The sequence below is a fragment of the Microvirga zambiensis WSM3693 genome, from assembly GCF_016735695.1.
Lineage (GTDB): Bacteria > Pseudomonadota > Alphaproteobacteria > Rhizobiales > Beijerinckiaceae > Microvirga > Microvirga zambiensis.
Genome location: NZ_JAERQD010000033.1, coordinates 1 through 24,914, shown reverse-complemented (window position 1 = coordinate 24,914; position 24,914 = coordinate 1). Strand labels below are relative to the sequence as shown.

General features: G+C 65.7%; 28 protein-coding genes. 6 read left to right on the top strand and 22 right to left on the bottom strand.

All coding sequences use genetic code 11. The features are described 5' to 3' along the window. Positions 1-56: 56 nt before the first annotated feature. The gene (locus tag JKL46_RS21785) at positions 57-929 is read left to right on the top strand and encodes a LysR family transcriptional regulator (RefSeq protein ID WP_201837282.1); all 873 of its coding nucleotides are present in this window, start codon (positions 57-59) and stop codon (positions 927-929) included. A 108-nt stretch (positions 930-1,037) separates the two neighbouring features. On the opposite strand, the gene JKL46_RS21780 is transcribed toward JKL46_RS21785, so the two are convergent. Next, positions 1,038-1,415: a YraN family protein gene (locus JKL46_RS21780; RefSeq protein ID WP_201837280.1), complete on the bottom strand. Its 378-nt coding sequence runs from the start codon at positions 1,413-1,415 to the stop codon at positions 1,038-1,040. Beyond that, positions 1,412-2,350 (bottom strand): 16S rRNA (cytidine(1402)-2'-O)-methyltransferase, encoded by a 939-nt coding sequence (gene rsmI / locus JKL46_RS21775; RefSeq protein ID WP_201837278.1) that lies wholly within the window; start codon positions 2,348-2,350, stop codon positions 1,412-1,414. Before rsmI ends, JKL46_RS21780 begins: the two co-directional genes overlap by 4 nt. A 135-nt stretch (positions 2,351-2,485) precedes the next feature. On the opposite strand from rsmI, the gene JKL46_RS21770 reads away from it, so the two are divergent. Next, positions 2,486-3,748, top strand: a complete 1,263-nt coding sequence (locus JKL46_RS21770) for a penicillin-binding protein activator (RefSeq protein WP_201837276.1) — start codon at positions 2,486-2,488, stop codon at positions 3,746-3,748. 169 nt (positions 3,749-3,917) lie between these two features. On the opposite strand, the gene JKL46_RS21765 is transcribed toward JKL46_RS21770, so the two are convergent. From JKL46_RS21765 to JKL46_RS21750, 4 genes are all read right to left on the bottom strand, one after another. Continuing rightward, on the bottom strand, positions 3,918-4,427 hold the full coding sequence (locus tag JKL46_RS21765; protein WP_201837274.1) for an OsmC family protein: 510 nt from the start codon (positions 4,425-4,427) through the stop codon (positions 3,918-3,920). Between the two features lie 22 nt (positions 4,428-4,449). Next, a complete protein-coding gene (locus JKL46_RS21760; RefSeq protein WP_201837272.1) occupies positions 4,450-5,238 on the bottom strand; it encodes an ABC transporter ATP-binding protein in 789 nt (262 codons plus the stop codon). Positions 5,239-5,362: 124 nt separating this feature from the next. Continuing rightward, entirely contained in the window at positions 5,363-6,217 is an 855-nt protein-coding gene (locus tag JKL46_RS21755; RefSeq protein ID WP_201837270.1) for an ABC transporter permease subunit, read from the bottom strand. Positions 6,218-6,240: 23 nt separating this feature from the next. Continuing rightward, the gene (locus JKL46_RS21750; RefSeq protein WP_201837268.1) at positions 6,241-7,209 is read right to left on the bottom strand and encodes an aliphatic sulfonate ABC transporter substrate-binding protein; all 969 of its coding nucleotides are present in this window, start codon (positions 7,207-7,209) and stop codon (positions 6,241-6,243) included. 261 nt (positions 7,210-7,470) lie between these two features. Between JKL46_RS21750 and JKL46_RS21745 the strand changes: the two genes are divergently transcribed. The 3 genes from JKL46_RS21745 to JKL46_RS21735 all read left to right on the top strand — a co-directional run bounded on the left by JKL46_RS21745 (position 7,471) and on the right by JKL46_RS21735 (position 11,743). After that, complete coding sequence (locus JKL46_RS21745) at positions 7,471-10,221, top strand: [protein-PII] uridylyltransferase (protein ID WP_201837265.1); 2,751 nt, start codon at positions 7,471-7,473, stop codon at positions 10,219-10,221. 63 nt (positions 10,222-10,284) lie between these two features. Further along, entirely contained in the window at positions 10,285-10,902 is a 618-nt protein-coding gene (grpE, locus tag JKL46_RS21740; protein WP_201837386.1) for a nucleotide exchange factor GrpE, read from the top strand. 205 nt (positions 10,903-11,107) lie between these two features. After that, positions 11,108-11,743, top strand: coding sequence for a trimeric intracellular cation channel family protein (locus JKL46_RS21735; protein ID WP_343074091.1), 636 nt, complete (start codon positions 11,108-11,110; stop codon positions 11,741-11,743). A gap of 66 nt (positions 11,744-11,809) precedes the next feature. Here the strand turns inward: JKL46_RS21735 and JKL46_RS21730 are convergent, their stop codons facing one another. The 15 genes from JKL46_RS21730 to JKL46_RS21660 form a co-directional block, all read right to left on the bottom strand. After that, a complete protein-coding gene (locus JKL46_RS21730) occupies positions 11,810-12,748 on the bottom strand; it encodes a hypothetical protein (RefSeq protein WP_201837263.1) in 939 nt (312 codons plus the stop codon). Positions 12,749-12,775: 27 nt separating this feature from the next. Beyond that, the gene (locus JKL46_RS21725; protein ID WP_201837261.1) at positions 12,776-13,396 is read right to left on the bottom strand and encodes an alpha-ketoglutarate-dependent dioxygenase AlkB family protein; all 621 of its coding nucleotides are present in this window, start codon (positions 13,394-13,396) and stop codon (positions 12,776-12,778) included. A 153-nt stretch (positions 13,397-13,549) separates the two neighbouring features. Continuing rightward, the gene (locus JKL46_RS21720) at positions 13,550-14,170 is read right to left on the bottom strand and encodes a 2,3-bisphosphoglycerate-dependent phosphoglycerate mutase (protein WP_201837259.1); all 621 of its coding nucleotides are present in this window, start codon (positions 14,168-14,170) and stop codon (positions 13,550-13,552) included. A gap of 187 nt (positions 14,171-14,357) precedes the next feature. Further along, on the bottom strand, positions 14,358-15,164 hold the full coding sequence (dapB, locus tag JKL46_RS21715; protein WP_201837382.1) for a 4-hydroxy-tetrahydrodipicolinate reductase: 807 nt from the start codon (positions 15,162-15,164) through the stop codon (positions 14,358-14,360). 293 nt (positions 15,165-15,457) lie between these two features. Then, on the bottom strand, positions 15,458-15,760 hold the full coding sequence (locus JKL46_RS21710; protein WP_099510742.1) for a DUF1330 domain-containing protein: 303 nt from the start codon (positions 15,758-15,760) through the stop codon (positions 15,458-15,460). A gap of 3 nt (positions 15,761-15,763) precedes the next feature. Next, positions 15,764-16,051 carry a DUF1330 domain-containing protein gene (locus tag JKL46_RS21705; protein WP_201837257.1) on the bottom strand — a complete coding sequence of 96 codons (288 nt, stop codon included), beginning with the start codon at positions 16,049-16,051 and terminating at the stop codon, positions 15,764-15,766. A 55-nt stretch (positions 16,052-16,106) separates the two neighbouring features. Continuing rightward, positions 16,107-16,835: an orotidine-5'-phosphate decarboxylase gene (pyrF, locus tag JKL46_RS21700; RefSeq protein WP_246529448.1), complete on the bottom strand. Its 729-nt coding sequence runs from the start codon at positions 16,833-16,835 to the stop codon at positions 16,107-16,109. 8 nt (positions 16,836-16,843) lie between these two features. Further along, entirely contained in the window at positions 16,844-17,467 is a 624-nt protein-coding gene (locus JKL46_RS21695) for a methyltransferase domain-containing protein (protein WP_201837253.1), read from the bottom strand. A 65-nt stretch (positions 17,468-17,532) separates the two neighbouring features. Further along, positions 17,533-18,681 carry a molecular chaperone DnaJ gene (gene dnaJ, locus JKL46_RS21690; RefSeq protein WP_201837251.1) on the bottom strand — a complete coding sequence of 383 codons (1,149 nt, stop codon included), beginning with the start codon at positions 18,679-18,681 and terminating at the stop codon, positions 17,533-17,535. 1 nt (position 18,682) lies between these two features. Next, positions 18,683-18,874 (bottom strand): YdeI/OmpD-associated family protein, encoded by a 192-nt coding sequence (locus JKL46_RS21685; protein ID WP_201837249.1) that lies wholly within the window; start codon positions 18,872-18,874, stop codon positions 18,683-18,685. 85 nt (positions 18,875-18,959) lie between these two features. Next, positions 18,960-20,876, bottom strand: a complete 1,917-nt coding sequence (gene dnaK / locus JKL46_RS21680; protein ID WP_201837247.1) for a molecular chaperone DnaK — start codon at positions 20,874-20,876, stop codon at positions 18,960-18,962. A gap of 354 nt (positions 20,877-21,230) precedes the next feature. Then, complete coding sequence (locus JKL46_RS21675) at positions 21,231-21,431, bottom strand: hypothetical protein (RefSeq protein WP_201837245.1); 201 nt, start codon at positions 21,429-21,431, stop codon at positions 21,231-21,233. Beyond that, positions 21,428-21,616, bottom strand: coding sequence for a helix-turn-helix domain-containing protein (locus tag JKL46_RS21670; protein WP_246529447.1), 189 nt, complete (start codon positions 21,614-21,616; stop codon positions 21,428-21,430). Before JKL46_RS21670 ends, JKL46_RS21675 begins: the two co-directional genes overlap by 4 nt. A 292-nt stretch (positions 21,617-21,908) precedes the next feature. Next, entirely contained in the window at positions 21,909-22,196 is a 288-nt protein-coding gene (locus JKL46_RS21665; RefSeq protein WP_201837241.1) for a GIY-YIG nuclease family protein, read from the bottom strand. Between the two features lie 141 nt (positions 22,197-22,337). Continuing rightward, positions 22,338-23,078 carry an ankyrin repeat domain-containing protein gene (locus JKL46_RS21660; protein WP_201837239.1) on the bottom strand — a complete coding sequence of 247 codons (741 nt, stop codon included), beginning with the start codon at positions 23,076-23,078 and terminating at the stop codon, positions 22,338-22,340. 213 nt (positions 23,079-23,291) lie between these two features. Between JKL46_RS21660 and JKL46_RS21655 the strand changes: the two genes are divergently transcribed. Beyond that, positions 23,292-23,690 (top strand): hypothetical protein, encoded by a 399-nt coding sequence (locus JKL46_RS21655; RefSeq protein WP_201837237.1) that lies wholly within the window; start codon positions 23,292-23,294, stop codon positions 23,688-23,690. Here the strand turns inward: JKL46_RS21655 and JKL46_RS21650 are convergent. Continuing rightward, complete coding sequence (locus tag JKL46_RS21650; protein ID WP_201837235.1) at positions 23,687-24,595, bottom strand: methylated-DNA--[protein]-cysteine S-methyltransferase; 909 nt, start codon at positions 24,593-24,595, stop codon at positions 23,687-23,689. The genes JKL46_RS21655 and JKL46_RS21650 overlap by 4 nt on opposite strands. Positions 24,596-24,914: the final 319 nt, after the last annotated feature.

The window sequence follows — 24,914 nt, the reverse complement described above, 5'->3', positions numbered from 1 at the left end:
TAAGTGAAACGAATGTTCATTATATTGGGAATAACGATCACTTATTGAGGTCGACCATGGCGCACAATCTCGATGTCAGCCTTCTCAGGGCCTTCGTGGCGGTGGTGGATGCCGGCGGAATGACCGCGGCGACCGGGGTTCTCAACCTGACCCAGGCTGCGGTGAGCCAGCAGATCAAGCGGCTGGAAGAAACGATCGGCGAGGAGCTCATCACCCGCGACCGGCGCGGTATGAAGCTCACGACCGCCGGCGAGCGCCTGTTCGGACGGGCGAAAAGGATGCTCGCCCTCAACGACGAAATCTGGACCGAGATGACTACGCCCGAATTCGAGGGCGAGGTGCGGCTCGGCATTCCGAGCGACATCATCACCACCTATCTGCCGACCTTCCTGAAGGATTTCGCGCGCCGCTATCCGCGCGTGCAGATCTCGCTCAACAGCGGTTCCAGCGCGTCGCTGCGCTCCAAGCTCTATGGCGGCAAGGTCGACGTGGTGCTTGCCACCGAAATGGCCTGCGATCCCGACGGCGAGAATCTCGTCATGGATCGCCTCGTCTGGGTCGGTGCGCGCGGCGGCGACGCAGCACGCCAGCGTCCGCTCCCCGTTTCCATCGGCTGCTCGGATTGCGCCTTCCGTGCACCGATCCGCGAGGTGCTGCAGAAGGCCGGCATCGAATGGCGCTCGGTCTCCGAGGTCACGAATACATCGGCGCAGGTGGCAACGGTCGCCGCCGATATCGCGGTGATGGCGTGGATGGCCTCGACGATTCCAAGCGGCTTCGAGGTCCTCGGGCCTGAATCGGGCCTGCCGTCGCTGCCGCCCTTCATGGTCAATCTCTACCTGCCGCGCGACGGCGGCAGCCACGTCGTGCAGGAGCTGGCACGCCACATCCGCGAGGCGGTGGCGGACAGGCATCGGATGGCGGCTTAGAATATCACCACCGTCATGGCCGCACTTGTTGCGGCCACCCACGCCTTACGCGGTTTTAAGACGTGGATACCCGGGACAAGCCCGGGCATGACGGCGCAGAAGCTGCCTTCACCGCATCTCCAGCTCGAACGCGCTCACGATGTGCCGCGGCCACCGCCTCGTCGCGATGAACACCGCATCGGCGCGCCATGTCTTGTTCGCGGCCCAATCGTTGCGCGAGAGCCAGGCGCGCGCGGCGCGGGAGAAGCGCTGGCGCTTGCGCGCGGTGATGGCGGTCAGCGCATTGTCCATGAGGCCGCGCGCCTTGACCTCGACGAAGGCGATGGTGTCGCCGCGCATGACGATCAGGTCGATCTCACCGCCCGAGGCAGCATAGCGGCGCGCGAGCGGGCGATAGCCCTTCATGAGAAGAAACAGCAGCGCGATCCATTCCGCGCGATGCCCGCGCAGGAAGGTGGCCTGCCGATGCTGAAGCGCGCTCGTCATGCGTCCTTTTTCGCGAGCACTAGCGCACGGGCATAAACCTCGCGCTTGGGCAGATCGAGTTCGGCTGCGACGAGCGCCGCCGCATCCTTGATGGAATGGTTCTTCAGCGCCGCCTCCAGCTTGCCGTCGAGTGCCGCATCGGCTTCCGCCGCATGCATCTCCTTGGTCGCCTCGCCGATCAGCACCACGATCTCGCCCTTGGGCGGGCCTTCCTCGGCGAATTGCCTGGCGAGCTCGGGCAAGGTGCCGCGCCGGATCGTCTCGAACATTTTCGTCAGTTCGCGCGCCACCACGGCCTGCCTTTCGCCCAACACCTCGGCTGCGTCCACCAGCATCTCGGGCAGCCGATGCGGGCCCTCGAAGAGCATCAGCGTGCCGGGGATGGTGCCGATCTCGGCAAGGCGCGTGCGGCGTGCGGCGCTCTTCGACGGCAGAAAACCTTCGAAGAAGAAGCGGTCCGTCGGCAGGCCCGAGGCGACGAGAGCGGTGAGCACGGCGGAAGGACCGGGGATCGGCGTGACGGGTAGTCCTTCCTCGATCGCCGCCTGCACGAGCTTGTAGCCGGGATCCGACACCAGCGGCGTGCCCGCATCCGAGACCAGGGCCAGCGCCTGACCTTCCCTGATCCTGTGGACCATGCGTTCGCGCACGGCATCGTTGGAATGCTCGTGATAGGCGACCAGCGGCGTGGTGATGCCGTAATGGGCGAGCAGGGTTTTCGTCACCCGCGTGTCCTCGGCCAGGACCGCATCCGCGGCGGCGAGCACGTTCAGGGCGCGGAAGGACACGTCCTGCAGGTTGCCGATGGGGGTCGCGACCACATAGAGGCCGGGTGTGAGGGGCTTTGCTTCGGCGGCAAGGCCGAAGGCGGTGAAGGTGGCGGCCCGTTCGTTCGGCTCGCGCCGTTTGGTCCGGTTGTCGATTCTCTGGCTCATCGTCGGTCACTGTCGCATGAAGCCCATTCCGGCAAAAGCCGGGTCGTCAGGCCTGAAATCCTGCATGGGAAACAATGTTTACTTTTTGCTGCCACGCTTCACCCGTGACTGAAGCTGTTTCCAGAGGGGGTGGAGATGGCGCTCGTAAGGTTGAATACAGCCAGAAGGCCTGCGGGCCGCATTGCATGGGTTGCGGTTCTCATCGGGTCGCTCGCCCTTGCCGGATGCGTCGGATCGAGCCGGTTCTCGTCGCCGCGAAAGGCGAACCAGCCCGCTTCCGCTCCGGCACAGACCGAGCCGGCCTACGCTGCGGGGCCACCGCCCGGCGCGCCGCTCGGTGGCGGAGACCGCATCGGCTCCGGACCCGTCAAGGTCGCCCTGATCCTGCCCATGACCGGGCCGGGGCAGGGGGCCGTCGTGGCGCAGAGCATGCGCAACGCCGCCGAGCTGGCGCTCGGCGAGTTCCAGAGCTCCGACATCACGCTTCTGGTCAAGGATGATCTCGGCACGCCCGAAGGGGCGCAGGCCGCCGCGCAGCAGGCCCTGGCGGAGGGCGCCGAGCTCATCGTCGGCCCGCTCTTTTCCGGTTCCGTCCAGGCGGCGGGGCAGGCGGCGCGCGAGCGGGCTAAGCCCGTCATCGGCTTCTCCTCCGATGCGGCCGTCGCCAGCCAGAGCGTCTATCTCCTGAGCTTCCTTGTGCAGGAGGAGGTCGAGCGCATCGTTTCTTTCGCGGCATCCCAGGGCCGGCGCTCCATGGCGGCCCTGATCCCCGACACGCAATACGGCCGCGTGGCCGAGGCGCGGCTGCAGCAGGCGGCTTCGCGCCAGGGCATCCGCCTCGTCGCCCTCGAGCATTATCCGCCGGGACAGCCGCAAGTGGGCGTGCAGCGTATGGCGCATGTCATCGGCGGCGCGGCGCCTCAGGCCGATACGCTCTTCATCCCCGATAACGGCGACGGGCTTCCCGCCGTCGCGCAGGCCCTGCAGATGGCGGGCTTCGATCCCATGCGCGTCAAGCCGCTCGGCACCGGCGTGTGGAACGAGCCGCGCGTGCTTGGGCTTCCTGCGCTTCAGGGCGGCTGGTTCGCCGCCCCCGACAATCGCGGTTTCGAAGCCTTCGCCGAACGCTACCGCGCGCGCTTCAACACCGATCCGATCCGTCTTGCGACGCTCTCCTACGATGCCGTGACGCTCGCCGCAGCGCTCGCGCGGATGCAGGGTGGGCAGGGGTACAGCGAGGCGGTGCTCACCAATCCGGCGGGCTTCGCCGGCGCCGACGGTGTCTTCCGCTTCAACCCGGACGGCACCAACAATCGCTCGCTCACGGTGCAGGAGATCCGTGGTGGCGCTGCCGTTGCAATCAGCGGCGCGCCAAGAACCTTGGTGGCGGGAAACTGACGTCATTTCAGCGTCCTCGACCTATCCCGATCATCACACCACGTCGTCACCGGCCTTGTGCCGGTGATCCCGATACGAAGGACGCTGCGCCCATCAAATCGAGATGGCCGGGACAAGCCCGGCCATGACGTGGAGGAATTCAACGAACCGAGCGAGCAAGCAGGCAATCCTACTTCCGCGTTAGGGTCGCGCTCAGCTCGGGCTTGTTGTTGAGGCTCTGGAACACGACGCAGTAGCGTTCGGTGAGCTTGAGCAGCTGGTCGATCTTCTCCTGCGGCGCATCCGTGTCGACCTCGAAGGAAAGACGGATGTTCCTGAAGCCGACGGCTGCGGTCTTGTCGACGCCGAGCGTGCCGCGGAAATCGAGGTCGCCTTCCGCCTTCACGGCGCCGTGACGCAGGTCGATCTCAAGGGCGGTCGCAACGGCTTTCAGCGTCACGCCTGCGCAGGCGACGAGGGCCTCGAGCAGCATGTCGCCGGAGCACAGCTCCGCGCCGGAACCGCCGGTGGCCGGATGAAGGCCAGCGACCGCGAGCGCGCGGCCGGTCTCGACCTTGCACGCGATGTGCTGATCGTCGAGGGTGCCCTGCGCCTTCAGGGTGATTACGGCGGAATTCGGATCGCTGCGGTACTGGTCCTTCAACGGCGCCTGGAGGGCGCGAAGCGCGGTCGCATCCATGATGTTGTCCTTGGCTGAGTTTCTACCACCACAGCGCGGCGGCTTGCCGATCGCGTTCGCGCTGGGGCTGCTGCTGAGGTGCTTTTAGGGAATGGTCGAGCGCAGTCAAGACGCGGCGCACGGAGGTTTCGAAGGGAAGGCCCGTCTTGTCGCGCGGACGCGAGAGGGTAAGCGGCAATTCGTCGAAGATGCGGCCAGGCTTCGGCTGCATCACGACGGCGCGGTCCGCGAGCGTCACGGCCTCCTGCACGTCGTGCGTGACGAGCACCACGGTCGGGCGCGTCTCGTCCCACAGGCTTAAGAGATGCTCGTGCAGGCTCGCGCGTGTGAAGGCGTCGAGCGCCGAGAACGGCTCGTCGAGGAGCAGCACCTTGGGATTGGTGACGAAGGCGCGCGCGATCGACACGCGCTGCTGCTGGCCGCCTGAGAGATCGCGCGGCCAGCGATCCGCATGTTCGGAGAGGCCGATCTTGTCGAGCGCATGCGACACGCGCGCCTTCTTCTCGGCGGCGCTCAACCCGTCGAGACCGAAGGCGATGTTGTCGAAAACCGACAGCCAGGGCAGCAGGCGCGGTTCCTGAAACACGATGCCGATGTCCGAATGCGGACCCGACAACACCTCGCCGTCGAGGCGGATGCGCCCGGCGCTTTCCCGGTCGAGGCCAGCGACGAGGCGCAGCAACGTGGTCTTGCCGCAGCCGGAGCCGCCGATCAGCGAGACGATCTCGCCTTCCTGCACCGTGAGATTGATGTCGGAGAGCGCCCGCGTGCCGTCGGCATAGGTCTTGGAGAGATGTTCGAGGCTCAGCATGGAACACCTCTTGCGTCATGGCCGGACTTGTTCCGGCCACCCACGTCTTGGGAACCGCCATGCTGCAAAGACGTGGGTCCCCGGCACAAGGCCGGGGATGACGGCGGAGTGTGTGAAGACGCCATCACAACCTCTCCCGCACCGTGTCCTGCCAGCGCACCAACGGCTTGGTGCCGGCGACGAGCAGGCTGTCGGCGAGCTTGCCCAGCAGCGCGAAGGCGATGATGGCAGCGAGGATCTGGTCGGGCTTGCCCATCTGCTGTCCGTCGACGAGCAGGTAGCCGAGGCCCTCCGATGCGCCCATGAATTCCGCCGCGACCACGAACATGAAGCCGAGGCCGAGGCCTGAGCGCAGGGCGATCACCGCCTCCGGCAAAACGGCCGGCAGCAGGATGCGGCGGGCAAGCTGCACGCGCGAGAGACGGAACACATGGCCGACCTCCACGAGCTTGCGGTCGACGGAGAGGATCGCGCCCGCGATGCCGAGATAGACGGGGAAGAACACGCCGACAGCGATCAGCGCGACCTTCGAGGCCTCGAAGATGCCGAGCCAGAGAATGAACAGCGGCACCCAGGCGATGGAGGGAATGGCGCGTAGCGCCTGCAGGGTCGGGTCGAGCAGGCGCCGCATGGTCTGGCTGGAACCGGAGAGCGCGCCGAGCACGATGCCGGCGGCGGCCCCGACGACGAAGCCGACGAGAACGCGCCAGAGCGTCATCCAGGCATGGGTCCAGAGTTCACCGGTCTCGGCGAGGCCCCAGAGCGTCGCGATGATGCGGCTCGGCGGCGGCACGAGGCGCCCTTGAGCGAGGCCGAGGGCAACGGTCGCTTCCCAGAGAAGCGCAATGGCGATGGGCAACAAAAAGCCGAGAAGGAGGCGCCAGTCGAAGGCGCGTCTCTTCTCGGTTGAGTCAGGGGCCGCGAGAGCGGCGGCACCCTCATGGGAGGACCAGGCTTGGCTCGTAGCTCCGCCTGTCACGGCGCTCTCCCGTGATGAAGACATCAGCGCGATGCGGTGGCGAACCGTCGGTCGATCAGGGAATCGACGGCGGCGCGCACATTGGTGTCGGGGGTGATGACGCCGGCCTGCTGCAGGGCGAGGCCCGCAGCGAGGATCGTATCCGCCTGCGGCTGGCCGATGGCCGAATGGGTCAGCTCAGTGCGCTCGAGCTGGCGCTCGATCACGGCGTCGGACAGCTTCGTGTAGGTCACGAGCGTCTTCTTCAGCTCGTCCTTGTTGGCGAGAGAATACTTGCGGGCTTCCTCATAGGCCTTGAGCACGCGCTGCACGAGGGCCGGGTTGTCCTTGGCGAAGGATTCGGAGACGTTGAGCACGCCCCAGGTGTTGGCGCCCGCATTGCGGTAGAAGAGCTGGGCACCGGCTTCCACTTCGGCCGCCGCCATCAGCGGATCGAGGCCGGCCCAGGCATCCACGTCGCCGCGCTCGAGAGCGGTGCGGCCATCCGGGTGCTGGAGCAGAACGAGCTTCACGTCCTTCTCGGTGAGCTTCGCCTCCTGCAGGGCGCGCACCAGGAAGATGTGCGGATCGGTGCCGCGGGTCACGGCCACGCGCTTGCCCTTCAGGTCTTCGACCTTGGTGATGCCCGTATCCTTGCGGGTCACGAGCGCCGTCCATTCGGGACGGGAATAGACATAGATCGACTTGATCGGGTTGCCGTTGATCTTGCCGATCAGGGCGGCGGCGCCGGCGGTCGAGCCGAAATCGATCGAGCCGGCATTGAGGAATTCGAGCGCCTTGTTGGAGCCGAGCGACTGCACCCAGCGCACGGTGATGCCATCCTTCTCCAGTTCCTTCTCGAGGAAGCCCTTGTCCTTCAGGACCAGGCTGACCGGGTTGTAGGTGGCGTAATCGATGCGGATTTCCTTCACCTGCGCTGAAGCGGCGGTGGCGAGGGAGGCGAGGCCGGTGGCGAGGGACGCGGCGATCAGAAGGCGGCGGGTCAGGCTCATTTGTTCGTTCCCATGTTCTGCGCATGGGAGCTTGGACCTTGGGGTCTTCGCGCGCCCGGCGCTTTAGCTGCACTTGTTTCGCGCCCGCAATCTGCATGCTCAAATCGGCGCGTGTCCGGTTTATAGAACCGTGCGTTTTTTATGTCAAACTCTATCTTCTATAAAGAACGGCCCAAGCATCGAGGCGCATAATGCCGCTCGGCCCTTGGGCGGAGGGCGGATCGAGTATAAGTCAAACACTTCCTCTCAGACGGTTGTTCCATGTCCGCCCACAGTTCAAAGAGCGTTCTGAAAAACCTCGGTTCCGAGCCGATCCGCGATGCCGCGGATCTGCGCGCCAGACTTGTTCCAGAGCTGAAGGCCCTCCTCGACCAAGGACACCTGGATGCACAGGAGAAGCTTCAGGAGAGCAATAACGGCCTCGTCTGCGCCCGCCTTCTCTGCGAGCGCATGGACGAGCTTGTGCAGATCGTCCATGACGCGGTGGTCCGGCACCTCTACCCGGCGGCAAATCCTTCCGCCGGGGAGCGCCTCGCGGTGGCCGCGACCGGCGGCTATGGGCGCGGGACCCTGGCCCCAGGCTCCGATGTCGATCTCCTGTTCCTCTTGCCCTACAAGCAGACCGCCTGGAGCGAGAGCGTCGTCGAGGCGATGCTCTACGTGCTCTGGGACCTCAAGCTGAAGGTCGGCCACGCGACCCGCTCGGTGGAGGAATGCCTGCGCGAGGCGCACGGGGACATGACGATCCGCACTTCGCTGCTCGAGGCGCGATTTCTGTTCGGGGACCGGGAGCTCTTCGACAATCTGGAGAGGCGCTTCGACCAGGAGGTCGTCGCGACCACGGCTGCGGAATTCGTCGACGCCAAGCTGAAGGAGCGCGATGCCCGCGTCGCCAAAGCGGGCGCGTCGCGCTATCTCGTCGAGCCGAACGTGAAGGACGGCAAGGGCGGCTTGCGCGATCTCAACACGCTGTTCTGGATCGCCAAATACGTCTACCGGGTGAAGGAGCCCAAGGATCTGGTGAAGGCAGGCCTCTTCACGCAAGGAGAGTTCAATCTCTTCATGCGCTGCGAGGAGTTTTTGTGGCGCGTACGCTGCCACATGCATTTCGAGACCGGCCGCGCCGAGGAGCGCCTGACCTTCGATCTTCAGCGCACCATCGCCGAACGCATCGGTTACACGCCGCGGGGCGGCCTGTCCGCGGTCGAACGCTTCATGAAGGCCTACTTTCTCATCGCCAAGGATGTGGGCGATCTTACCGCCATCGTCTGCGCCGAACTCGAAGCGCGCCAGACGAAGCGCCGTCCCATGCTCGACCGCATGTTCGGCCGCTTCCGGCGCCAGCGCGGCGGGGCTCTGGTGGGTGACGACTTCACCGTCGACAACAACCGCCTCAACGTCGCCTGCGACGAGGCCTTCGAGCGCGATCCGGTCAACCTGATCCGCCTGTTCTGGCTTGCCGACCGGCACAACCTCGCGATCCATCCCGATGCGACGCGGCTCGCCACCCGCTCGCTCAGGCTCATCGGGCACAACCTGCGCAACGATCCGGAGGCGAACAAGCTGTTTCTGGAAATCCTCACTTCCAGGAATGCGCCCGAGGTGGTGCTGCGGCGCATGAACGAGACCGGCGTGCTCGGACGCTTCGTTCCGGATTTCGGCCGCATCGTCGCGATGATGCAGTTCAACATGTATCACCACTACACGGTGGACGAGCACCTGATCCGCTCCGTCGGCGTGCTGACGGAGATCGAGGCGGGGCAGCTCGGCAGCGAGCATCCGCTCGCCAACGCGATCTTTCCCACCATCCGCAACCGCCGGGCGCTCTACGTCGCCGTGTTCCTGCACGACATCGCCAAGGGGCGGCCTCATGATCATTCGGAGGCGGGTGCGGTCATCGCCCGCAAGCTGGGCCCGCGCTTCGGTCTCACCGAGGCGGAGACCGAGACGGTGGCCTGGCTCGTCGAGTATCATCTGCTCATGTCGAACACGGCCCAGAGCCGCGATCTCTCGGACCCCGCCACCATCAAGAGCTTCGCCGAGGTGGTGCAGACCATGGAGCGATTGAAGCTCCTGCTCGTGCTCACCATCGCCGACATCAAGGCCGTCGGCCCGGGCACCTGGACCGGCTGGAAGGGGCAGCTCCTGCGCAACCTCTACCAGGAAACCGAGGTGTTTCTCGGCGGCGGGGCGGTGGATCTCGCCCGTTCCGAGCGGGTGCGCATCGCGCAGGATCAGCTGCGCGCCGAACTGCCCGACTGGACGGATGCGGAATTCGAGGCCTACGCCGCCCGCCACACCCCCGGCTACTGGCTCAAGACCGACGAGACGAGGCGGGCGAAGCAGGCCCGGCTGCTCAGGGAGACGGACAAGGCCGGGCACACGGTGCGGACGGACTACGAGACCGACCAGTTCCGCGGCGTGACCGAGCTGACCATTCTTTCCCCGGACCATCCGCGCCTGCTCGCCATCGTCACCGGCGCCTGCGCGGCGTCCGGCGGCAACATCGTCGACGCCCAGATCTTCACCACCACGGACGGGGTGGCGCTGGATACCATCGTGCTCTCCCGCGCCTTCGATCGGGACGAGGACGAGCTGCGCCGGGCCGAGCGGGTCGCCAAGGCGATCGAGCGGGCGCTGAAAGGGGAGGTGAAGATCGCCGATCTGGTCGACGGCAAGCGTCCCGCCAAGGAGCGCTCGAAGGCGTTCCACGTGCCGCCGGAGGTCACCATCGACAATTCCCTGTCGAGCCGCCAGACCGTGATCGAGGTCTCCGGGCTCGACCGGCCGGGCCTGCTCTACGACCTCACGACGGCGCTGGGGAAGCTTAACCTCAACATCGCCTCCGCCCACATCGTCACCTTCGGCGAGAAAGCGGTGGACGTGTTCTACGTGACCGACCTGACGGGCACCAAAGTCACCCATGCGGGCCGCCAGGCCACCATCACCCGCACCCTCCTCGAAGTGTTCAAGGCCGAGGAAACCGAGCCGCTTCAGCGCCGCAGCGCTTGATTTGTGGGCCGAGGAACCTGATATGTGCCGAAACCTTTCTCATCCCATCACAGTTGGTCGACCATGAATCCGAACGACACGGAAAACCCGAACGTTGCCCCGCAGGCCGAGCCCGCCAACGATGCCGCCCCGGCTGCGGCGCCCGAGGCCGATCCGATCGCCGTTCTCGAGGCCGAGAAGGCCGATCTGAAGGACAAGCTCCTGCGCCTGATGGCCGACATGGAGAACCTGCGCCGCCGCACCGCCCGCGAGATCACGGATGCCCGCACCTATGCGGTGACCAATTTCGCCCGCGACATGCTGAACGTGGCCGACAACGTCCGCCGCGCGATCGAGAGCGTGCCGGAGGAGGAGAGCCGCACCGCCGAGGGCGCCTTCAAGGGCCTGATCGAGGGCATCGACCTCACCGAGCGCGACCTTTTGAAGAACCTGGAGCGCCACGGGGTCAAGAAGCTCGATCCGCAGGGCCAGAAATTCGACCCGAACCTGCATCAGGCCATGTTCGAGATCCCCAATGCGGAGGTTCCGAACGGCACGGTTCTGCAGGTGGTCCAGTCCGGCTACGTCATCGGCGACCGCGTCCTGCGCCCGGCCCTGGTCGGCGTGTCCCGCGGCGGCCCGAAGGCCGCGGCGAACGGCAACGGCTCCGAGGCGGCAGACAATCCGTCGGCGGCTCAGTAAAGAACCGATCGGCCTGATTTACAGGCGCGGCGGTAGCGGCTGCGCCTGAAAATGCTGTAAGCGAACACCCAGGAGCCCTCATCCGGAGGAGGCCGTCAGGCCGTCTCGAAGGACGAGGGCGTCTCCAGTGCGCTCTGGGTCCTCCTTCGAGACGCCACTTCGTGGCCCCTCAGGATGAGGCTGGAGTTTATGGCAGGTGTTCTCGGTGGACTTCCTTCAACGCATCCCCTTCGAATCCATCGGCGTCGCCGTCTTCGCCCTGTCCGGCGCGCTGATGGCAGCCCGCAAGGGCATGGACCCGTTCGGGTTCGCGCTTCTCGCCACGCTCACCGGCGTCGGCGGCGGCACCCTGCGCGATCTGCTGATCGGCACCCGGCCGGTCTTCTGGGTCGGGGATCCGACGGATGTGCTCGTCTGCATCGTGGTGGCGGAGCTGGTCTTCGCCCTCGGCCCCAGGCGGGTCGCGATGATGGAGGGCGGGCGCCGGGGCCGCCTGCTTCTCTGGGCCGATGCCTTGGGGTTGGCCCTCTTCGCCGTCACGGGCACCGGCAAGGCGCTGGCGGCAGGCGTGCCGGCCCTCTCCGCCATCGCGCTCGGCACCACCACCGCCACCTTCGGCGGCATCATCCGCGACATCTTTGCCGGAACGACGCCCCTCGTGCTGCGTCAGGAGATCTACGTCACCGCCGCGGCCCTGGGCGCCGGCGTCATGGTCAGCCTCCTGGCGGCCGGGCTCGATGCCTTCATCTGCGCCACGGCAGGCTTTGCCGCCGCCTTCACCCTGCGCGCGCTCGCGATCCTGCGCGGCTGGTCACTGCCGGCCTTCCCGGCGCGGGATTAGAGCATCGGACCCATAAGTGGATTTGCACTTTTGGGACCCATCCGATGCTCAGCCCAGGCCACAAGATCAGGGACTGATCTCGATCCCGTCGATGACGTTGCGGAAGCGTGGCAGGTTCCGGTCGCGCTGCTCGACCCTCGTAAGGCCGACCATGCGCACGTAGCGGTCGGGCTCGAAACGGATGGTCTGCATCACGATGATCGGCTGGCCGGATTCCGTCTCGACCGCCTTGGCGACGATCTCGTGCCAGTCCTGGCCCCGGAAGCGGAAGGATTCCGAGCGCTCGACCTTGATGTCCTTGAGGATCTGGTTCGAGTTCAGGGCCGCATGGGCGAACTGGCCGCGCCGCTCCGCCGGCGGCACGGGCACGTTGAGGGAGGCCGCGACGATGAACATGGGCTGCTCCACCGCCTTGATCACGTCCTCCGGCCCGTCGGTGAACAGGACCGAGTTGCCCGACATCACCCGCACCGGGCGAAAGCCCGCCTTGTCGCCGAGACGGAAGGGCAGGGCCGAGACCTGCTCGTCGATGGAGACGGGGCCGCGCAAGGCGATGCTTTTCAGGGCATCGCGCATCTGCGCCTCGCTGTATCCGTCCGCGCCGCCGCGCACCTGCGCGATGATGAGTGCGGTGACGCCCGGATCCTTGACCGCCATCACCCATTTGCGGCCCTGCACGGGGCCGCTCATGGTGCCGCCGATCAGGATTCCCGTCCGCGTGCCGAGCTTCAGGTTCTCGCGCGAGGTCTCGCTCATGCCCTGGCGCTTCAAGGCGTCCTTGGTCAGCCCGTTGACAAGCGCCGGATAGGCGTCGGCCGGCATTTCCACGAAATTGATCGCCGCGGCCTTTTCCGGGTTCTCGAAGCCGGAAAAGCGCTTCGACACCATCATGTCCTCCGGCGGCACGATGCCGATCCGCGAGGCGGGCGGATAGACAGGCTCGGCCGCGAAGGCCGTCGGCACCGACAGAAGCAGTCCTAGTGCGGCGGCGGCGAAAGCTCTCATCGATGCCCCTCCAATGATCTTTCGAAGCTAAAGCGGCTTCTCCACCTTGCGCAAGGTGAGATTGAGGCGTCCGCCCTGCGGCAGCAGGTCCGAGCTGCCCGCACTCAGCCGGTCGATGCCATGATAGATCAGGCGCGCAGGCCCGCCGAACACGATCGCGTCACCGGAGCGGAGCCTGATCGATTTCGTCGGATCCTTGCGCTCCATACCGCCATAGCGGAAGAGGGCCGTGTCCCCGAGGGAGAGCGAGACGACGGGCGCTGCGAACTCCTCCTCGTCCTTGTCCTGGTGCAACCCCATGCGAGCCGAGGGCTCGTAGAAATTGATCAGGCACGCATCGGGCGGGTGCGGATAGCCGCTCAACTCCTCCCAGGCGCGCAGCACCTGATCCGGCATGGCGGGCCAGGGCCGTCCCGTCTCGGGATGGGTCGGCTGATAGCGATAGCCGTCCACATCGGACACCCAGCCCAGCCGCCCGCAATTGGTCATGCGCACCGAGAACGGTTTTCCCGTGCGCGGCATGCGCGGGGTGAAGAGAGGTGCATCCCGCGTGATCTCGCGCAGGCTCTGGAGCAGCCGCTCCTGCGCCGGGCGGTCGAGATAGTCCGGGTAGTAGGTGAGGCCGGGGGCGAGGGTGAGGGGGGACATGATATGATTTTGCAGGCCGCCGCCGTTCGCGTCATCCCCTCCGCCGTCATCCCCGGGCTTGTCCCGGGGACCCACGTCTTTGCAGCACTGCGGCTCCCAAGACGTGGGTGGCCGCAACAAGTGCGGCCATGACGTGTGAGGATGTGGGAACGGTTACCCCTCCAGCACCTTCTTGCTCGCGACGGTGGTGTCGTCATTGAGGTCGTAGATCAGCGGGATGCCGGTGGCGAGTTCGAGGCTCGGGATGGTCTCGGAGGTCAGGCCGTCGAGCACCATCACGAGGGCGCGCAGCGAATTGCCGTGGGCCGCCACCAGCACGCGCTCGCCGCGCATCACCCGGGGCAGGATCTCGCGGATGTAATAGGGCAGCACGCGGGCGACCGTGTCCTTCAGGCTCTCGCCGCCGGGAGGCGGAACGTCGTAGGAGCGGCGCCAGACATGGACCTGCTCTTCGCCCCAGCGGGCGCGGGCATCGTCCTTGTTGAGGCCCGCGAGATCGCCGTAATCGCGCTCATTCAGGGCCTGGTTCGCGATGGTCTTGAGATCGGGCTGGCCGATCTCTTCCAGGATCAGCTTGCAGGTGCGTTGCGCCCGGCCGAGATCGGAGGTGAAGGCGACGTCGAACTGCACGCCCATTTCCTTCAGGCGACGGCCGGCATTGCGCGCCTCCTCGATGCCGAGATCGGTGAGCCCCGGATCCTTCCACCCCGTAAACAGGTTCTTGAGGTTCCATTCGCTCTGGCCGTGGCGGGCAAGCACAAGAAGGCGGTTCATGCTGGAAGTTCTCCGCTGTGATGCCCTCCCCCTTGCGGGGAGGGATAGGGTGGGGGTGGTGCGACGGGGTGAGCGAGGTTCAGAGTCAGGGGCTGTATTGATCCTGTACCTTACTAGATCAAGTGAAGCGTACTGACTTTCCGACCCCCACCCTCGATCCCTCCCCGCAAGGGGGAGGGAAGACGCGCTAAAGCCGATCGAGCCCCAGAACATCGGCCATGGTGTAGTAGCCGGGCTTCTTGTCGAAGCCCCAGAGAGCGGCTTTTACAGCGCCGCGGGCGAAAATGCTGCGGTCCTCGGCCCGGTGTCCGAGCTCCAGACGCTCGCCGGCGCCCGCAAAAATCACCGAATGCTCACCCACCACCGTACCGCCGCGCAGGGTCGCGAATCCGATGTCGCCGGGATTGCGCGCGCCGGTATGCCCGTCGCGGCTGCGCACCGAACGATCTTTCAGCGAGATCTGACGGCCCTCCGCCGCCGCCTCGCCGAGGAGGAGCGCGGTGCCCGAAGGCGCGTCCACCTTCATGCGATGGTGCATTTCCAGGATCTCGATGTCGAAGTCCTCGCCCAGGGTCGCGGCGACCTTGCGCACGAGGCCCGCGAGCAGGTTGACGCCGAGGGACATGTTGCCGGACTGGACGATGCGCGCGTGGCGCGCGGCCGCTTCGAGCTTGGTGAAATCGGCTTCCTGCAGGCCCGTGGTGCCGATCACGTGGACGATGCGCGCCTGGGCGGCGAGCGCCGCGAAGGCGGTGGTGGCGGCGGGCGCCGTGAAGTCGAGCACGCCGTCGGCCTGGGCGAAGACGGGCAGCGGATCGTCGGTCACGTCCACGTCGAGCAGGCCCACTCCCGCGAGCAGCCCGGCGTCGTGGCCGAGAGCGGCCGAGCCTTCGCGCTCGATGGCGCCGACGAGGGTGCAGCCCTCCGTCTCGGCGACCGCTTTGATGAGCATGCGCCCCATGCGTCCGGCGGCTCCCACCACGACAAGTCGCATCTCGCTCATGCCAGCTCTCCTGTTGTCACGGGGTCCGGGTATAGCGGCTCGGGATGCCGCTGAGAAGCGCTGAGGATCGTGCTCCTCCTGTCATCCCCGGCGGTCCGCAGGACCGGGAAGGGGATCCACGATCAGGCGCAGCGTATGGATTCACTTCCCCTCCGCTGCGCTCCGGCCGGGAATGATACCCTCTACGTCATCACCGGCCTTGTGCCGGTGATCCCGATTGGAAAAGCGCGACGCTTCACCTTATCGGGATGGCCGGGACAAGCCCGGCCATGACGTTTGAAAAGTTAGCCCGGCTGCGGGCCCTCGTAGCCCTCAATGATGATGATGTCCGCCACCGCGTGGCCGTCGCGCTCGGCCTTGGCGGCCTGGTACTCCGGCGAGTCCCAGCATTCCAGCGCCGCCTGATAGGACGGGAATTCGATCACAACGTTGCGGGCGCGTGCGCCGCCTTCGGCCACGCGGTAGGTGCCGCCGCGCACCAGGAAGCGGGCGCCGTATTTGGCGAAGGGCACCGCATTCGCCTTCACGTAGTTCTGGTAGGCGTCCGGGTTCGAGACGTCGACGCGGCCGATCCAATAGCCCTTCATCGCTTACGCTCCTTCCACCAGCACGAATTCCGCGACGCAGGCGCCTTCGCGCTTGGCCTTGGCGGCCTGATACTCGGGCGAATTGTAGTAGGTCCTGGCCTGCTCGACGGAATCGAACTCGATCACCACGTTGCGCGCACGCGCCTCGCCTTCGAGCGCCTCGTAGGCGCCGCCGCGCACCAGCGGCCGACCGCCATATTGGCGGATCGCCTCCGTCGCGCCCTTCGCGTATTCCGCGTAAGCCTCGGGATTGGTGACGGTGACGCGGGCAATGACATAGCCTTTGGGCATGAGGCGCTCCTCTCATGTTAGGGATGTGGCAGCGAAAGGCGGCAGGGGCCGATCGTCAAGCGGTCGTTTCAGCGATCTCGCGCACGATGGCTTCCACCGCCGCCTTGGGATCGGCGGCTTTCACGATGGGCCGGGCCACGACGAGGTGGTCGGCGCCGAGCCGGATGCCTTCCGCCGGCGTGACGATGCGCTTCTGGTCGCCCGCATCCGCGCCGGATGGGCGGATACCGGGGGTGACGATGAGGCGGTCCGGCCCGACGATGGCGCGCACGCTTCGCGCTTCGGTCGCGGCGCAGACGATGCCGTCGATGTTCAGATCACGGGCCTGTCCCGCGCGGCGGGCGACGAGATCCGCGGCCGAGACCGGCGCATAGCCCGCCTCGACGAGGTCGTTGTCGTCGTAGGACGTCAGCACCGTCACGGCGAGGATCTTCAAGTTCGTGCCGGCTTTTCCCGCCACGGCCGCGCGCATGGTCTGCGGATAGGCATGGACGGTGAGGAACGTCGCTCCGAGTTTGGCCACCGAGCGCACGCCCGCCTCGACGGTGTTGCCGATGTCGTGGAGCTTGAGATCGAGGAAGACCTTCTTGCCCTGGCCGATCAGCTCGCGGGCGAACTCGAAGCCGCCGGCGTAGGCGAGCTGGTAGCCGATCTTATAGAAAGTGCCCGCGTCCCCGATGCGGGTGACGACGGCGCGCGCCTCCTCCACGGAGGGGATGTCGAGGCCGATGATGAGCTTGTCGCGAATGTCTCCTGCGGAAATGGGATTCGTCGGAAGAGACATCGCAGCGCTCATGGATGGTTGACCTTGTTGTAGACCCACACGCGGGCCGGGGGCAGGTTGCGCCAGATCCGGTTGGAGGCCCTGGCCTTGTAGCTCTTGGAGCGCGCCGGGATCGGCGGGACCACCGCATAGGTGAACTGGATGAAGGGCGCGCCCGGATGCATCACTTCCTGCGCGGCCTCGAGAAGATCGAGACGCTGATCCATGGGCTTGGTGAAGAGCGGCAGGCTCGACACGGTCGCCGCGGCCGGCTCCTTCAGGATGTCGGAGAGCGTCTCTTTCAGATCGTAGGCATCGCCCTGGATGATCGTCGCCTTCGGAAAGCGGCGCTTCAGGAGCTGGCAGAATTCGGGGCTGTATTCGATTAGAACGAGGCGCTCCTGCGCCACGCCGCGCCGGATCAGGGCATCTGTCACCGGGCCCGTGCCGGGGCCGAGCTCGATCACCGGGCCCGGAATGCGCGGATCCACGAAGGATGCCATGGTCCGAGCCAGAATCTTGCCGGAGGGGGTGACGGCTCCGACGACGAGCGGCCGTTCGAGCCAGGAGCGCAGGAACCGGGCCTCATCCTGGAAGCGATCCTTCTTGAGAGGGATTTTCCGGGCGGTTGGCCGTTGGAACGACTGATGCACTGAGGAAGCCCCTTGCGCGGCGGATCACGGTTGTTCTTTAGAACCCAATGAAAACGACCGTCAAGTTAAGTTGATCCACCGAGTCCGTCGATAAACTCCCGGAAGCGCGAGAAAAAGCCTGAACTTTCAGGATGGTTTTCCTTCGAGCACTCCTGGTCGAACTCCGTCAGCAGCTCGCGCTGGCGCTTGGTGAGCTTCTGCGGGGTTTCCACAACAACCTGGATATAGAGGTCGCCCACGTCCCTCGAACGCAGCACCGGCATGCCCTTGCCCTTGAGCCGGAACTGCTTGCCGGTCTGGGTGCCTTCGGGCACCTTCACGAGGGCCTCGGAGCCGCCGAGCGTCGGAACGCTGAACTCGCCGCCGAGCGCCGCCGTCACCATGGAGATCGGCACGCGGCAGAACAGGTCCGCCCCGTCGCGCTGGTAGAACGGGTGGGCCTGGATCGACAGGAAGATGTAGAGATCGCCCGCGGGCCCGCCGCGCAGGCCGGCCTCGCCTTCGCCGGCGAGCCGGATGCGGGTGCCGTCCTCGACGCCCGCCGGAATGTTGACCGAGAGCGTGCGCTCGCGGGTGACCCTGCCGGCGCCGCCGCAGGCTGCGCAAGGGTCGTCGATCACCTCGCCGCGCCCGTGGCAGTTCGGGCAGGTGCGCTCGATGGAGAAGAACCCTTGCGTCGCCCGTACGCGCCCGGCGCCGCCGCAGGTGGGGCAGGCCTTGGGCTTGGAGCCCGCCTTCGCGCCCGATCCCGAGCAGGATTCGCAGGTGATCGAGGTCGGGATCTTGAGTTCGGCATTCTTGCCGTGGAAGGCCTCGTCGAGCGAGATCTCGAGGTTGTAGCGCATGTCGGCGCCGCGCTCGCGTCCGCCGGTGCTCCGGCCACGCCCGCCGCGTCCGGTGGCATCACCGAAGAAATTCTCGAAGATGTCCGACATGAAGTCTGAGAAGTCGCCGCCGAAGCCCGGTCCGCCGCCGCCGGGTCCGCCATTGGCGAAGGCGGCATGGCCGAAACGGTCGTAGGCCGCGCGCTTCTGCCCGTCGGAGAGGGTCTGATAGGCTTCGTTCAGTTCCTTGAACTTGACCTCCGCCTCGTGATCGCCCGGATTGCGGTCCGGATGGTACTGCATCGCGAGCTTGCGGAAGGCGGATTTCATCTCCGCGTCGGTCGCGGTTCTCGCAACGCCGAGAACCTCGTAGTAATCGCGCTTGGACATGTCAGGCGCCCCCTGGAGCTGTCAGTCGCTCCATCATGCCGCCGATCCGTTTCGATCGCGTCTCTGGCTTCTTCGCCTCCTCGATCCAGCGCAGATATTCACGCCGGTGAGAAGGGGGCAGCTTGTCGAAGACGCGACGGGCCTCGGCATCTTTAGCCAAAGCATCACGGATATCGGGCGGTACGTCCATCATTCTTGGTGCCAGCCTTTCGGCCATTCATGAAAACGGCACCCGGCCATCAAACCGGGTGCCGAATTCCTCAAAGTGCGGCCATCGATCAGGCGCGCTTCTTCTTGTCGCCCTCGTCGACTTCCTGGAAGTCGGCGTCGATGACGTCGTCCTTCTGGGCGGCCTCGCCCTCAGGCTGCTCGCCGCCTTCGCCGGCATTCTGTTGCGCCGCGTACATGGCCTCGCCCAGCTTCATGGAAGCCTGCATCAGGTCCGTGGTGCGGGCCTTGACGACCTCGGAATCCTCAGCCGCAAGAGCCTGGCGCAGGGCGTCGATGGCGGTGGTGATGCCCTGCCTGTCGGACTCGGAGACCTTGTCGCCGTAATCGGCGAGCGACTTCTCCGTGGCGTGAATCAGGCTCTCGCCCTGGTTCTTCGCCTCGACGAGCTCGCGACGCTTCTTGTCTTCCTCGGCATGGGCCTCGGCGTCCTTGACCATCTTGTCGATGTCGGCGTCGGAAAGGCCGCCGGACGCCTGGATGCGGATCTGGTGCTCCTTGGCGGTCGCCTTGTCCTTCGCCGTGACGTTCACGATGCCGTTCGCGTCGATGTCGAAGGTCACCTCGATCTGCGGCACGCCGCGCGGTGCCGGCGGAATGCCCACGAGGTCGAACTGGCCGAGCAGCTTGTTGTCCGCCGCCATTTCGCGCTCGCCCTGGAAGACGCGGATGGTGACCGCGTTCTGGTTGTCTTCCGCGGTCGAGAACACCTGGCTCTTCTTCGTCGGGATCGTCGTGTTGCGGTCGATCAGACGGGTGAACACGCCGCCGAGCGTCTCGATGCCGAGCGAGAGCGGGGTCACGTCGAGGAGCAGAACGTCCTTCACGTCGCCCTGGAGCACGCCGGCCTGGATGGCGGCGCCGATGGCCACGACCTCATCCGGGTTGACGCCCTTGTGGGGCTCCTTGCCGAAGAAGGTTTTGACCACTTCCTGGATCTTCGGCATGCGGGTCATGCCGCCGACCAGGACCACCTCGTCGATGTCGCCGGGCGAGATGCCGGCATCCTTGAGGGCCTTGCGGCAGGGCTCGATGGTCTTCTGGACGAGGTCGTCCACGAGCTGCTCGAACTTGGCGCGCGACAGCTTCAGCGCCAGGTGCTTCGGACCGGAGGCATCGGCCGTGATGTAGGGCAGGTTGATCTCGGTCTGGCTAGCCGAGGAGAGCTCGATCTTGGCCTTCTCGGCCGCCTCCTTCAGGCGCTGCAGGGCGAGCTTGTCCTTGGTCAGGTCGATGCCCTGCTCCTTCTTGAACTCGGCCGCGAGGTACTCGACGAGGCGCATGTCGAAGTCTTCACCGCCGAGGAAGGTATCGCCGTTGGTCGACTTCACCTCGAACACGCCGTCGCCGATCTCGAGGACCGACACGTCGAAAGTGCCGCCGCCCAGATCGTAGACCGCGATCATGCCGGTCTGCTTCTTGTCCAGGCCATAGGCCAGGGCAGCCGCAGTCGGCTCGTTGATGATGCGCAGGACCTCGAGGCCGGCGATCTTGCCGGCGTCCTTGGTCGCCTGACGCTGAGCGTCGTTGAAGTAGGCCGGAACCGTGATGACGGCCTGGGTGACCGGCTGCCCGAGATAGGACTCGGCGGTCTCCTTCATCTTCTGCAGGGTGAAGGCGGAGATCTGCGAGGGCGAATACTGCTTGCCGTCGGCCTCGACCCAGGCGTCGCCGTTCGAACCCTTGATGATGTGATAGGGAACGAGGCCCATGTCCTTCTTGGTCATGGGATCGTCGAAGGTGCGCCCGATCAGGCGCTTGATGGCGAAAAACGTGCGCGACGGGTTCGTGACCGCCTGGCGCTTGGCCGGCTGGCCGACGAGGCGCTCGCCTTCGTCCGTGAAGGCCACGATGGACGGGGTCGTCCGGGCGCCTTCCGCGTTTTCGATAACTTTGGGCGTCGTGCCTTCCATGACAGCGACGCAGGAATTGGTAGTGCCGAGGTCGATACCGATGACCTTACCCATGGCGGGATCCCTCACTTTCAAGCAGACCGCCGGGCCCTAAAAGCAGCCCGGCCCATGGCTTACTGGATGTTGCTGACGAAATGCCGGGACCGCCTCAAGCCGAGCCATGTCCCATGCTGGCGCTGATATAAGAAGGGGATTTGGGGGGTGCAAGACGAAGTTGAGGCCTTGTTTGGGGCATTTCGTCCGATCGGAGGCCCCCCACCGTCATTCCGGGGCCGCGTAAGCGGAACCCGGAACCCATACCCGCGGCTTTTCCGAAGAGAGCTGGACGTTCGCCGTCTTGTTCTGCAGCCTTGGCGGCTATGGGTTCCGGGTTCGCCTTCGGCGCCCCGGAATGACGGCGGGTGGTTTTTATCGGTTCAGGAGGGCATGGACCCTGAGCCAGAACCGCACCGCAACCGGGTTCCTGTCCCGCTCCTCCAGGAACGCCCGCAGCAGCACCTCCGCGCCTGCGCCTTCGCCGTAGCAATCGGCCATGATCCGGGTGGCCTGAACGGGGTCGAGGCGGCGCCATAACGCGGCTTCGCGGGAGAGTTTCCAGGATCTTGTCACTGGTTGGACTTCATGAGGGAGAGGGGATCGACGCCCAGAGCTTCGGCAATGTCGATAAACTCCCTCAAAGTAAGCTCCCGCTCGCCGCTTTCGTACTTGCTGACATAGCCTTTATAAGTGCGAAGACGCTTTTCCAGTTGGATCTGCGTGAGGCCAGCCTTTTTCCGGGCGTGCCTGAGCAGCATGCAAAGCTTGTCCTGCTGCGTCGGTTCGAATGATCTCATGAAGCCGCCTTCATCCCAGACGGCAGATCAAATATGCAATTTTATGGAATTCCCCAAAACACTGGAAAAATCTCCTATTTTGGAGAATTCGGCCCGGAGGCCCCGCCGTCATTCCGGGGCCGCGCAGCGGAACCCGGAACCCATAACCGTGACATTTCCGAAGAGAGCTGGGCGCTCGCCGTCTTGTTCTGCAACCTTGGCGGCTATGGGTTCCGGGTTCGCCTTCGGCGCCCCGGAATGACGGCGGGGGGGGTTATCGGTTCAGGAGCGGGTACAGATCGGACCAGTCCGGGTTCATGTCCTCGATGAGGCGGATCTTCCAGTCGCGCCGCCATTTCTTGAGGCTCTTTTCCCGTGTGATGGCCTCGTCGATGCGCTCGTAGGTCTCATACCATACCAGACGCGTGACGTCGTATTCGGCCGAAAAGCCGGGAATAACCTTGCTTCTGTGCTCGTTCACCCGGCGCGGCAGATCGTTGGTGACGCCGAGATAGAGCGTGCCATGGCGGCGACTGGCCAGGATATAGACGTAGTAGGCCACCGGGGACCACCCTGCATGCGATGGACGGAGGAGAGGATCTTGTTGCAATCGGTCGGCGTCAAGCCCTCCCCCTGTCATTCCGGGGCCGTGTAAGCGGAACCCGGAGCCTATAGCTGCATCCGGAGGAGCCGGACGAGCCTCCTATTCGGTCGCTCCGAGCCGGCGCAGGAGGTCCGCGGCTTCCGGATGCTGGCTGCCCTGGGCCTCCAGCATCGGCGTCAGGCCGTCCGGCCGCCGCGATTGCAGCTTGGCGCCCTTCGCGGCGAGAAGCTCGATCGCGTCCGTGGAGCCGACCCAGGCCGCCACATGCAGCGGCGTCTCGCCGTTCTGGTTTGCGGCTTCAAGATCGGGACGGGCGTCGAGCAGCAGCCTCAGCATGTCGATCTTACCGTTCAGGACGGCCTGGTGCACAGGCGTGATGCTGCTCGCATTCCGTGCATTCACGTCGGCGCCTTTGGCCAACAGCAGCTTGGCCACGTCGAGATAGCCCAACCGCGCCACCACGAGGAGCGGGGTTCTCTCGCTGGCATCGCGGGCATCGATCCGGGCGCCATTGTCCAGGAGCAGCGCCACGATGTCGGGATGATTGTAGTTGGCCGCCACATGCAAAGGATAAGACCCGTCTCGCTCCTGCCGCCCGTTGACGTCGGCATGTTTGGCGATCAGGAGCTTGGCTATTTCGACATTGCCGTCGAATGCGGCGAGATGAAGAGGCGATCCAAGGTCCCCCGGATCGTTGATGTCGGCGCCGGCCACAAGCAGGGCTTCAACGGCATCTGCCTTCCCGGCGAGCACGGCATCGTGCAGCTCGCCTGCATATCCGGAACCTGGAATGGAAAACGCAACCAACATGCCAGAGAGGAGATGGACCGGCCATTTCATGATGGCGCCCTCCCGTCATGGGATCCTGGATCCCCTGTTGCGGCCAGAAGATTACCACAGATCGCCCGCCGCCTGTAGCGAAACCGAGGATGCTCTTAGGGGCTCGTCCATTCCCGCGTGCCCGCCGCCTCGCCCTGAGGTAGGATGGGGTTTCATCGCGTTTCTTCGACGCTCCAATGAGCGCCGCAAACCTGTCCCCTGTGGAAGCGGCCCATGTCGATCAGGCTTTTCCTCCCGGCGATCCTTCTTGCGATTGGGCTCAATCAACCGGCTGCCGCCCACGACATCTACTCGCATCTCACGGATTCGTGGGGCAACAGCTGCTGCAACGGCAAGGATTGCCGGCCGGCGCGCTATCGCGTCACGCCGACCGGCGTATGGATGCTCGTCGACGGAGATTGGGTCGAGGTGCCGGGCTATACTATCCAATACCGCGCGCTTGCAGACGATACCGGCGAGACGAATGGCGGCCATTGGTGCGGCCGGACCTACCAGCGGGTCGACAACAGCTGGTTCCATGTCACCCAATGCGCCGTCCTGCCCCCCGGCGCCGCAGCCCTGATCAGGCTGCGGCTCGGCCTTGTCGGAACCGGTGGGGAAAGAGGGCCTTAAGCCGCCTTCCGGCTCGCGCTCTGCCCTGCCTCCCAGCCCAAAATCGCCTGCTTGCGGGTGAGGCCCCAATGGTAGCCGGTCAGCGCGCCGGAGCGGCCGAGCACCCGGTGGCAGGGGACGACGAAGGAGACCGGGTTCTTGCCCACCGCGGCACCCACGGCCCGGCAGGCGGCGGGCTTGCCGATATGGCGGGCAATGTCGGAATAGGTGGTGGCCCTGTCGCGGGGAATGCGCAGCAGGGTCTGCCAGACCCGGACCTCGAAATCCGTGCCGATGAGCACGACCCGCAGGGGCTGCTCCTCCTGCCATTGCGAAGGGTTGAAGACGCGCCGGGCGAGCGTGGCGGTGGCGGCCTCGTCCTCCACATAAGATGCCTTGGGCCAGCGGCGGGTGAGATCCGCAAGCGCCGCCTGCCGGTCGCCGTCGTCCACGAAGCCGAGGCCGGCAAGACCGCGGTCGGTGGCGATCAGCACCGCCTCGCCGAAGGGGGAGGGGTGGAAGCCGTAGCGCATGACGAGGCCTGCGCCGGCCGCCTTGTAGTCGCCCGGCGTCATCGCCTCGTGGGTGACGAAGAGGTCATGCAGCCGGGCCGGGCCGGAGAGACCGACCTCGTAGGTGGCATCGAGCACGCTCGCGGAATCCGAGAGCAGCGCCTTGGCGTTGTCGAGGGTCAGCGCCTGCAGGAAGGCTTTTGGGCTCAGCCCCGCCCAGCGCCGGAAGAGATGGTGCACATGGGTGGTGGAGAGGCCGACATGGTCCGCGATCGCCTCCAGCGAAGGCTGCTCGCGCCAGCGCTCCGAGATGAACGCAATGATCCGCCGCACCCGCTCGTAATCCGAATGCGGCTCGTCCGGCACCGTGATGGCGCCCGGTTCGATGGTGATGTCGCGCAATGTATTCAGCATGACTTTCATCCCTGATTGAAGGCCATCCTAGCGAGCCCGATGGAGGGGCGACACCCGATTTCTGTGGTGGTCTGCCGTTGCTGATCGGGAATGACAGCCTCTCCCAACACCCTCTGCTGGCATCCCCGCAACCCTCGCCGTCATGCCCGGGCTCGTCCCGGGCACCCACGTCTTATCCAGCGCGGCGGTTCCTCAAGACGTGGGTGGCCGCACCAAGTGCGGCCATGACGCCGAGGGGACGAGGGGCGAGGCGGCAGGATGGGAGCGTGATGTTATGTTCTCACTTTGTTCTTGACATCATTCCCAATCTTGGCTATAT